This window comes from Pantanalinema rosaneae CENA516 (assembly GCF_050753385.1).
GTDB lineage: Bacteria > Cyanobacteriota > Cyanobacteriia > Leptolyngbyales > Leptolyngbyaceae > Pantanalinema > Pantanalinema rosaneae.
In genome coordinates this window covers 99,371-109,062 of sequence record NZ_JBLZFZ010000020.1, presented here as the reverse complement: position 1 = coordinate 109,062, position 9,692 = coordinate 99,371, and the positions used below count along the sequence as shown (strand labels likewise).

Genomic DNA, 9,692 nt, shown 5'->3' with positions numbered 1-9,692 from the left:
AGATGTGTATAAGAGACAGCTCCCCCACCGCCCTCGCAAGCCCCGGACAGTTCGACGACGCCGACGGCTCCCCCACTACCGACCCAACCTACGATCCCGACGGAAGGCGATCCGGTTCCGGTAGAAGCACCACCCCGCTTTAACTAAGCGGATCACCCAGACGATCAATTCTATGGACAACAAACGACTGCGACGCTTGGTAATTCGTCCTCACGGCTTGACCTTCAGCCTATTGATCGCTGGGTTATTATGGCCAGTGTTCATGCCCCTCTTACCTGGAGTGGCGGCGACTACGGCTAGGGCTGCTAACTCCGAACAATTCCAGGATCGATCGGTCAAACTGGCGAAATTCTTGTTTTTTGGCAAGAAACGGCGATCGCGGGAAGACCAGAATTCGTTGGAGTATTGGACGAATTTATGCCGGATGCAGTATCAGCAGAAAAAATATGATGAGGCGTTAACGGCCTGTGATGAAGCGATCAAAATTAACCGAGGTGATCCGGCGTTATGGTTACTGCGGAGTCAAATTTTGTTGAAGTCCGGGAAGGCTCCGGAGGCAGTGGCATCCGTTGATCTGGCGTTAAAGTTACGACGGGAATCTTCGGAGGGGTTGTGGATTAAGTGTGCTGCCTTAGCCCAAATCAACCAGGGGGCTACGGCGATCGCCGCCTGTGACCAAGCGATACAATTGGATCGCAACTGGCAGGAAGGTTCTCCGGCGATCGCCTGGTTCCAGAAAGGGGTGATTTATAAACAACAACGCCAATTTACGGACGCGATCGCGGCGTTGAATACGGCAGTCCAGCTTCAGGGTAGTTATTCGCAGGCAATGACCGAACGCTGTAGCATTCAACTGGAGTTGGGACAAAACCAGCAGGCGTTGTCTGATTGCACCCAGGCAATTCAGATGAACCAGAATTGGGGCGATAGTAGCTCTGCCACCGCATTGTATTACCAGGGGATTGCCCAAAGTCGGCTGGGCAGCTACTCGAATGCGGTTGTGGAGTGCGATCGTGCGCCACTAAATTCCTTGAATACGCCGGATGTCACGACTCAATGCACGACGACGGTACGGACGCAGCAATATCAAGCGTCCTTGAATGCTTATAACCAGGCGATCGCCCAAAATCCCACCGATGCCCCAGCCTGGACGAAGCAAGGGGTGACGTTAGCCAGCTTAAACCGTCAGGCGGAAGCGCTAACCTCCTTTAATTGGGCATTGAAATTAGTGCCAAACTATGTGCCTGCTTTAGTCAATCGCTGTGCCGCATTGAATAAATTAGGGCAACATACAGAGGCGCTCGCCGCCTGCGATCAAGCACTACAAACGAATACCGGCTGGGATGTAGTCGCTAGTCCGACCATGGCTTGGAATCAACGGGGGGTGGCACTAGCAGGACAGGGCAAACCGGAGGAAGGGTTATCTTCCCTCGATCGAGCCATTGCCCTTAACCCCAATGATATCGATACCTGGAATAACCGGGGAGTGATCCTGTGGAGTATGCAGCAGTATGGGGCGGCGATCGCGGCGGTCGATCGGGCGTTACAACTGCATCCCCACTATGCCCAAGCCTGGTATAACAAAGGCAGAATTCTCAACAGTCAGGGTAATTATGAGGCGGCTGTCAAAGCCTATGATCAGGCACTCCAGGGGGAGACGACGTTAGGCGATCCCGCGATCGCGTCAGATATCTGGTTAAATCGCAGCGTGGCACTCTGGCAATTACGCCGTTATCCCGAGGCATTGTATTCCGCGCAGTACGCCACCTTACGGAATCCCCAATCGGTGGCAGCGTTGTATAACCAGGGAATTGTCCTCACCTCCATGAATCAGCCCAAGGATGCGGCAGCGGCATATAATAAGGCGGCGAAACTGGAGCCAAGAAATCCCCGTCTTTGGTTAGCAGCCGGTAACTCCCTAAAACAGGCGGGTCAATATCCCGACGCGTTAACTGCCTTCGATCGAGCGCTGAGTTTAAATACGAATCTGTTTAATGCCTGGTATGCCAAAGGCGAGGTCTTGAAGACCTTAAAGCGCTATGACGAAGCGCTGATTGCCTTTACCCAAGCTAGTAGCCTGAATGGTAATGATGCCAATGCGATCGCTCAACAAGGGTCAGTGTTGCTGAACACCAATCGCTTAGATGAAGCCCTGACGATGTTTAATGCGGCGTTAAAGGTTAATCCGAGCAATGACATTGCCCAGGTCGGTAAGAGTCAGACTCAGCAACGATTGCAAGCCGCCAAGGTGCGGGCAACTCAGGGGCAATCTGGCAATCCATCACCCACCCAATCTGGTACTGTTCAACCCACCTTACCAGATCCAGTCGTACCCGATATTCCCAATATTTTGCGAGATTAATCAGGAGTCAATCAGGTAATTTAGTCCCATACCCTAGAGTTGACCAGACGGAATCAATCAAGAGTTCATATTCTTCTGCCGAAATTCTTTGCTTGCAATACAGATCTTCTAAGGCGTAAGCGATCGTTCTAAATAACGCTTCAACCAGTTCTAATTCACAAGGTGTCTCGTTCATTGTCCCCAATCCAATCGTTGTCCAGAGTTTCCAAGTAAGGCATCCACAAAGACGCTGTAGACCGTGTTTTGAGCGGCACGATCGCCGCGATCGTCTGCCATCTGTTTGCCAGTCGAGGATTTCGCTGACACGACACCGCGCCGTTGAGCAGACGAGGTAGCCAGATAGCAACAGAGGGTTTCGTAGGCAATATTGATTTCCTTCAAAAACTCTTCAGCATTGTGATTGTGTGGATTTAAGTCGGGATGATAAAGCCGAGCCAATTGCCGATAGGCAGCCTTGATCTCCTCTAGGGAAGCTCTGGGGCTGACCTGCAAGGTGCGACAGCAGCGATTAAAATCATCCATGTCAGGCGATAAATTCATCAGTAGTATTCCCCTGTTGGTGGAATTACAAGTATTTTTTTATACCAAGTTTATCCCTCTAGGTTTAGAAGGATTTAGAAGTTGGCATGAATGTATAGTCGAAAAATTGCCTGCTAAAGGACATTTACGATCCTCTACCAGGGTACTGAGGGGCTTCAGTACGGAGTTTAATTAACTATTGGTTAACTGCTGTAAAGCTTAGCAAATAAATCTGTAGTATTTCGTCACCCATGTGGCAGAACCTGGTCTTCAGCAATCCATCTCCACGACAGATTTACAAGGTTTCTTGACCTGAACTAGCGAATGAGACTCGAAAGCCGCAAGATAGATGGAAAGTAATGGGGCGATCGCTTTACTGGCGTGTGTAACGATGCTTGACCCCGATCGGGAAGTATTCTGGATCGCCCGTTGGTCTGAGCGTGATTTGGGGCATTTGCTTGGGTACAGGAACGTAATTGGCAAATTCACTATTTAGGCGACAAAGATGATGGTGAATTGATGTGGCAATGGTTGATTGTTTATCATCACTATCACTCACCCCAGGAGCCAGTTCTACAACGATCGCTAAATAGGGATTACGATCGCCATCTTCCTGTACCTGCATGACAAATTTACCTGTAACCCATTCGCAAATAGGAGCTTGTTCTAACCCAACCGTGACATTTTCCGGGTAAATATTGGCTCCAAAATAGGAGAGCGTGAAATGCGATCGACCAAACACATAAACAAACGGTAATGGTCGAATGCCTCGGATTTCCTGGGTTTGATTGCTAAAGGCGTGTAGGGTTTGGATGGGATCAAAGCCACGATCGCGGCAAAACTGCATCATCTCAGTATAGGGAATGATCCCACCTTGATCGGAGATGTGATACCGCACTAAGGGAATACCGTTATCTCCAGAAAATAATAGCGTACCGTCTTGCACTTCAAAGAACCGACTACAGGGATCATATTGCGCCAATGTCGGCAACCGCGATTCCCCAAATAACTCTCTTGCTACATCAGGACGATCGGCGAACCAACGGCGGATACAGATACTTAAGGGCGTTTCGTTGCCTAACACTCCAGCATCGGCGGTGCCATATAACGAGGCAGAATCATCGCAGGGTTGGTTTGAGCTTAACCGCTTGCCCAGCAACGATCGCCATTCCTCACTGAACACTTCTCCCGCCATGACTAATTTGATCTGATATTGTGACCAGTTAATACCTTCAGTAATGCCTTGATCGATGACATCCTTGAGAAAAGGTGGATAGCCTAATAATACGACTTGATCGAAGCTACTTCCTAACGCCTGAATGACTCGAAAGATTTCAGTTTTATTGTTCCCTGGAGTGACAACGGTGATGGGATAGCCTTTGCTGGCGAGATGCCGACAACAGTTGGCGGTATACATACCACCGACCCAGGTTCCCAGGGCAAAACAAATTACTGCTAATGTCCGGTGAGTATCGGCTCGAAAACTATCATAAAAAATTTGTTCAAATCGAGTGGCAATCTGAAATTCATCGGTCAGCGATCGCAGCCAGAAGGTCGGTTGTCCGGTCGAACCGGATGACACGGCGACCATATCACATGTTTCTAATTGCCCATGCCGACATAGTTCTGACAGGCTATACCGTTGCAGATAGTTCTGTTTCGTTAATAGCGGTAATTGCTGGAAATCCGCGATCGTCTGAATTCCTGCCGGATCAATCCCCTGTGCTTGCAACCAGGCTTGATACGCTGGCACACTGCTCGCCACCCGATGAAACAGATTCAAGACGTTCGTTTCGGCTTGGGCGATCGTGGTTTCACTCAGGAGTTGATCGAGTGAGGTGCTGAGGAAGGTTTGCAGAGCCGCGATCGTTTGCTGGGGACGATTGGTGAGCATGGAAGATGGGTAATATTTCCTGATGTTTCAAATTTTACACAAAAAATAACTGTAGAGGTTCGGGAATCATTTGTGCTGGGGGTGTAGCTCCAGGGAACTTTCTGGGTAAAGGCAGATGAAAGTCAAGATGATTTTGCCCGCTTTGACCGAGGCTCTCAGTCCGTTTTGGCGACCGATTAAGTATCATTTGTTTCCTCCGTTAGGATTAGCCACGATCGCGGGCTATTTCGCCCCAGACGACGAAATTGATCTGCAAGATGAGCATGTGGAAGTGCTAAATCTCAATGATCAACCGGATTTAGTCGTGATTCAGGTTTACATTACCTCTGCCTATCGTGCCTACAAATTAGCCGATCATTATCGCCAAAAAGGGGCGTATGTGGTGCTGGGTGGGTTGCATGTGACGGCATTACCTCGGGAAGCGGCTGCCCATGCGGATACGATCTTTTTGGGTCCTGCCGAGGATACCTGGCCGCAGTTTTTGCAAGACTTCCGATCGGGATCTCCCCAACCAATGTATCAATCCAAAATTCGATCGCTGGTGGGAGTGCCCCCGATGCGGCGGGATTTGATCAAACGCTATAACTATCTCGTTCCCAACTCGATCGTCGTCTCTAGAGGCTGTCCCCATCATTGCGACTTCTGTTATAAAGATGCGTTCTACAAGGGCGGCAAATCATTCTATACCCAACCTGTGGACGATGCCTTAGCCGAAATCGATCGCTTACCGGGTAAACATCTGTATTTTTTGGACGATCATTTGTTTGGTCATGCCACCTTTGCCAGCGAATTGTTTGAGGGCATGAAAGGGATGGGGCGGGTCTGGCAAGCGGCGGCAACCGTACAATCGATTTTGCAACCGGGATTATTAGAAAAAGCGGTGGCGGCGGGATTACGCAGTTTATTTGTCGGGTTTGAGACGCTGAATCCCCATAATCTACGAGAACAACACAAATACCATAATTTGAATCGGGACTATAACGCGGCAATTCAACGCTTACGTGATTGTGGGGTGATGGTGAATGGTAGCTTTGTCTATGGCATGGACAGTGATGATGCTACCGTGTTCGATCGCACCGTGGAATGGGCGGTGACTCAGGGCATAGAAACGGCGACTTTCCATATTCTCACGCCCTATCCGGGGACACTGCTCTACGATCGCATGATGGCACAGGGACGGATGACCAGTGACAATTGGGATTTGTATGATACTCGCCATGCCATCTATCGTCCAATCCAAATGAGTGCAGAGGTGTTGGAGGAGGGCTATTGGCGATCGTACCGAGAGTTTTATCGCTGGAGTGCCATTTTCCGGGGAGCCTGGACAAAAGATAGCCTTGCCGATCGCCTGCGGCATCTTGCCTATACGGGAGCCTGGAAAAAGGCAGAACCGATCTGGGATCTACTGATTCGATTCAAGCAAGTCAATCACCTACTCCCAAGCTTGGAAAGTGTGTTAACCAGCTTTGGTCATCATGGGTTTGAATCCACTCCATCCCCTGGATCGGAGCCAATTCTCTCCTCTCAACCAGAGGTGTTATCAGTGTCTACCTCCGATCGTTGACTGGTGTTGTGATTGTTGTTGCCAGAGGCGAATGCCGTCACTGCCCGCAATCACGATCGCTCGACCAAATAACCCGAAGTTAACCAAAATTCGGCTGTAGTTTGACCCCCGTAAATCGCCTAAATATCGGGGTAATCGCACCTGCCACAAATGCACAATACTCCCCTCAACCGTCGCTAACAAAGAGCCATTGGGACTAAGGGCAACTTCAGCCGCCGGAGACAAGCGTGTGTAGATGGGTTGCCCCGTGTTGGCATTCCAGGTGTTGATCGTGTCGCCACCCGTCACTAACCAGCGCCCATCGGGTGTGAATCCCAATGCCAGTGTTTTGGGTAAATTAAGGCTGTAGAGCATTTGTTGCGTTCCCAGTGACCAGACTTCCACCGTTGGATGACTGATTGCCAGTAATTGGCTATCGGGACTAAAGGCGATCGCGGTTGTGGGTTGACGGGAAATCTGCTGGCGCAGTTGTTGGGTTGTGACATCCCAGAGCACCACTCCGGCGGCACTGGTCTTTTGATCTGCCCACTGGCTGGTCTGATTACTGCTCGCCAACTGTTTCCCATCTGGACTGAAGGCTAAATGGGTCATTCTGCCCGCGTTGAGTGTGCCTAATAACGTCCCCGTGGGGACATCCCACAGGCGAATGGTGCTATCCAAACTGGCACTTGCCAACATCTTGCCATCGGCACTAATCGCCAGGGCGGTAATCCAACCGTGATGACCATAGAGCGATCGCAGTAATTTACCTGTCTGTAAATCCCAGAGTTGAATCCGCTCACGAAAATTACTCGCCAAGATTGAGCCAGTCGGATGAGTGGCGATCGCGGTGGTTGACTGGGTCGATAGGATGCGTAACCGATAACAAATGGAGTTGGTCTGATCGGTTGTGAGGCAAGTCGGTGATTCTAGGCTGATCTTGCCAGTCTGCCACACGATCCAGGTGCCAATCAGACACAGAACCAATGTGATGCCTAGCATTAGTCGCAGCAATCGTTTACGCACAATCGGGTATGGGGGATTGGTCACTTCTCATTGTTCATTTAAGCAAGCACAGGCTTAAATGGGAAAAGATTCTGAACGACTATCTATGCAAAACCATCGAGGACTGGCGAACTTGGCATTGTTGGTTGCCATTTATCTGAGTGTAATGCTGACTCGTTTAGGATTAGAGAAGTTTGATTACATCCTGGCAGGGGGGCAGAAATTTGCCACCTTTCCCAATTGGGGTAGCCATTTAGGCATTAGTCTCAGTTATGTCCTGTTATATGGCTTGTATCTGATTTGGGTATTGAGTCGCCAGCCCCAGGATGCGGTGACTGACTTCAAAACGGTACTGCGGCGATCGTGGATCTTTCTGCTCCTAGCCTTCATTGCCTATCCCCTGGGGAACGATGTCTATATTTATCTGCATTCGGGGTTAATGAATCTGCGGGGCGGCAATCCTTTCTTAACCCCAATGGGCAGCTATGCCTCAGAACTGTTTCAATTCGTCGATTGGGGGCAAACGTCCACCTATGGCCCACTCTCCCAACTATTATTTACAGCATCGGCACTATTTGTCTCCATTAGCCCCATCCTGGCGGTTTATGTCTACAAAGGGTTTTGCCTGGGACTGCATATCCTGAATGGTTATTTAATCTGGAAACAGTTAATTGTACCGGAACGGGGGAAAGTGACGCTGGCTTACTTGCTGAATCCTTTGTTGTTAATGGAACAGGTCGCCGGTGCCCATATTGATGTGCTGGTATCCACCAGTTTGATTTTGCTGGTCGGTAGTTTAACCCGGAAGTGGTACACCGCCGCCGTGATTGCGTTATGGGGTGGCTTTCTGTCTAAAACTCTACCGATCGTCTGGATGCCGTTGGTGATGATATTTCTCTGCCGCAAACGCTACTGGAAAGCACTTCTCCAATCTGGTTTAGTTTCATTAGTGCTAGTGCTCCTCTTAAGTTGGAAGATTTTACCAGAGGTATCTGCCTGGAAAAGTTTGCTGAATCCGGGGGTGGTAGGACAATATCTTTCCTCGATTCCGGCGTTGGTCATGTCCAGCATGAATGAATTGCGCCGCTTGTCATTACTACCGCTATCATTAGCGCAACAAAAAGCCTGGTTAGCCCAGTTAGTCCAAGGTCTGACGATCGCGTTTGGTCTGTTTTATCTGGCGATACTCATGCGGATTTGGCGCAAACCCAATTATCTCTCCCTCAATTTGATTGCCGATATGGGTTGGGTGACGCTGGTACTATTTCTGTTTGCCACCTCCTGGTTGATGCCCTGGTATGCCTCGATCGTGATTACGTTTGCTGCCCTCCAACCCAGAGCACCATTATTTGGGATGACGGCATTGATATTTGGGTTATCCAGTAGTATGCAATACTTGTTTCAAGGCAATTCCTTACTCAGAAGCTTAGTAACGATCGGATTACCTGTATTAGTGCTAGTGCTGGGGAAATTTTGGTTACAGCCACGACGATTGAAATCCGTTTCCCAAACTCCAACCTCAGCCGCTTAGACCTGTCTGACCGATTAAACTTGATCTAAGTATAGTTCAGAAGCAGAGCCACAAATGCGCCAATTCAATTAGTTATGATCAGAGATGAAGTGGCGGTGTAATATTTGATTGCATCCACGATTTTAATTAGGGAACAAGAAGGAAAGTAGAAGTTGATGGGAGCCATTGCCAATCACAATTCGGAGTCCTAACCAAATTAAAATAAATGGGAAGACCTTACGCGCATAACGAGCGATGACAAAGGCGATCGCTGGCTGACGAGTCAGGTGATAGGACAGAAAACACCACAGTCCGATCGTGGCATAACAGATGCTTACAATAACGCCCAAAGTGGGAAGGGTGCTGGCGGCAAACAAAGGCACATAAATCCCAATATTGTTGCCGCCATTGGCGATGGTGACAGCAGAAACTCGGTAAGTTTGGGGATCGCGCAGGGTTGCCCAAATAGACTTCCTTGATCTACGTGGTTTTTCCGGTGTGGCTTTCAGGTTACTGGAGACGGTCTGGACAGTATCACTATCATTTCCTCGATTCATAAGTTGACTAATGCCAATCGTGACTGGCAACAACCCTAGTAGCCCGATCCAGACCTCTGGAATCATCAACCGCCCCAAAAAACCAACTAAACTGACAGTTATTAACGCTGTGAATCCTATATATTCTCCGATAACCACATGACGAGGACGGAAAGTTCGGTTCACCTTACCAAAGAAAACGGTCAGATATATGTTGTCGTCAAAGGTGGTCGCAAAAGCCACCGCTGCCCCGGTCATCAAGGTTCCTTCTAACGAGTTCATAGTTGTTCCTTAATACTCAAAATTCATGGATAAGATTCCTG

General features: G+C 49.2%; 8 protein-coding genes. 3 read left to right on the top strand and 5 right to left on the bottom strand.

The window, feature by feature from the left end:
* The first annotated feature begins 172 nt into the window (after positions 1-172).
* Positions 173-2,362: a tetratricopeptide repeat protein gene (locus ACN4EK_RS13975; RefSeq protein ID WP_431658551.1), complete on the top strand. Its 2,190-nt coding sequence runs from the start codon at positions 173-175 to the stop codon at positions 2,360-2,362.
* Positions 2,363-2,369: 7 nt separating this feature from the next.
* On the opposite strand, the gene ACN4EK_RS13970 is transcribed toward ACN4EK_RS13975, so the two are convergent.
* The 3 genes from ACN4EK_RS13970 to ACN4EK_RS13960 form a co-directional block, all read right to left on the bottom strand.
* Positions 2,370-2,537, bottom strand: coding sequence for a hypothetical protein (locus tag ACN4EK_RS13970; RefSeq protein WP_431658549.1), 168 nt, complete (start codon positions 2,535-2,537; stop codon positions 2,370-2,372).
* On the bottom strand, positions 2,534-2,902 hold the full coding sequence (locus ACN4EK_RS13965) for a J domain-containing protein (protein WP_431658548.1): 369 nt from the start codon (positions 2,900-2,902) through the stop codon (positions 2,534-2,536). The genes ACN4EK_RS13970 and ACN4EK_RS13965 overlap by 4 nt, the downstream gene beginning before the upstream one ends.
* Before the next feature lie 352 nt (positions 2,903-3,254).
* Complete coding sequence (locus ACN4EK_RS13960; RefSeq protein ID WP_431658547.1) at positions 3,255-4,775, bottom strand: phenylacetate--CoA ligase family protein; 1,521 nt, start codon at positions 4,773-4,775, stop codon at positions 3,255-3,257.
* A gap of 115 nt (positions 4,776-4,890) precedes the next feature.
* On the opposite strand from ACN4EK_RS13960, the gene ACN4EK_RS13955 reads away from it, so the two are divergent.
* Complete coding sequence (locus ACN4EK_RS13955; RefSeq protein ID WP_431658546.1) at positions 4,891-6,339, top strand: B12-binding domain-containing radical SAM protein; 1,449 nt, start codon at positions 4,891-4,893, stop codon at positions 6,337-6,339.
* Here the strand turns inward: ACN4EK_RS13955 and ACN4EK_RS13950 are convergent.
* Entirely contained in the window at positions 6,316-7,368 is a 1,053-nt protein-coding gene (locus ACN4EK_RS13950; protein ID WP_431658545.1) for a WD40 repeat domain-containing protein, read from the bottom strand. The genes ACN4EK_RS13955 and ACN4EK_RS13950 overlap by 24 nt on opposite strands.
* A 34-nt stretch (positions 7,369-7,402) precedes the next feature.
* On the opposite strand from ACN4EK_RS13950, the gene ACN4EK_RS13945 reads away from it, so the two are divergent.
* Positions 7,403-8,854 (top strand): hypothetical protein, encoded by a 1,452-nt coding sequence (locus tag ACN4EK_RS13945; protein ID WP_431658544.1) that lies wholly within the window; start codon positions 7,403-7,405, stop codon positions 8,852-8,854.
* A 122-nt stretch (positions 8,855-8,976) separates the two neighbouring features.
* Here ACN4EK_RS13945 and ACN4EK_RS13940 read toward each other — a convergent pair whose 3' ends face one another.
* Entirely contained in the window at positions 8,977-9,651 is a 675-nt protein-coding gene (locus ACN4EK_RS13940; RefSeq protein ID WP_431658543.1) for a cadmium resistance transporter, read from the bottom strand.
* Between the last annotated feature and the right edge of the window lie 41 nt (positions 9,652-9,692).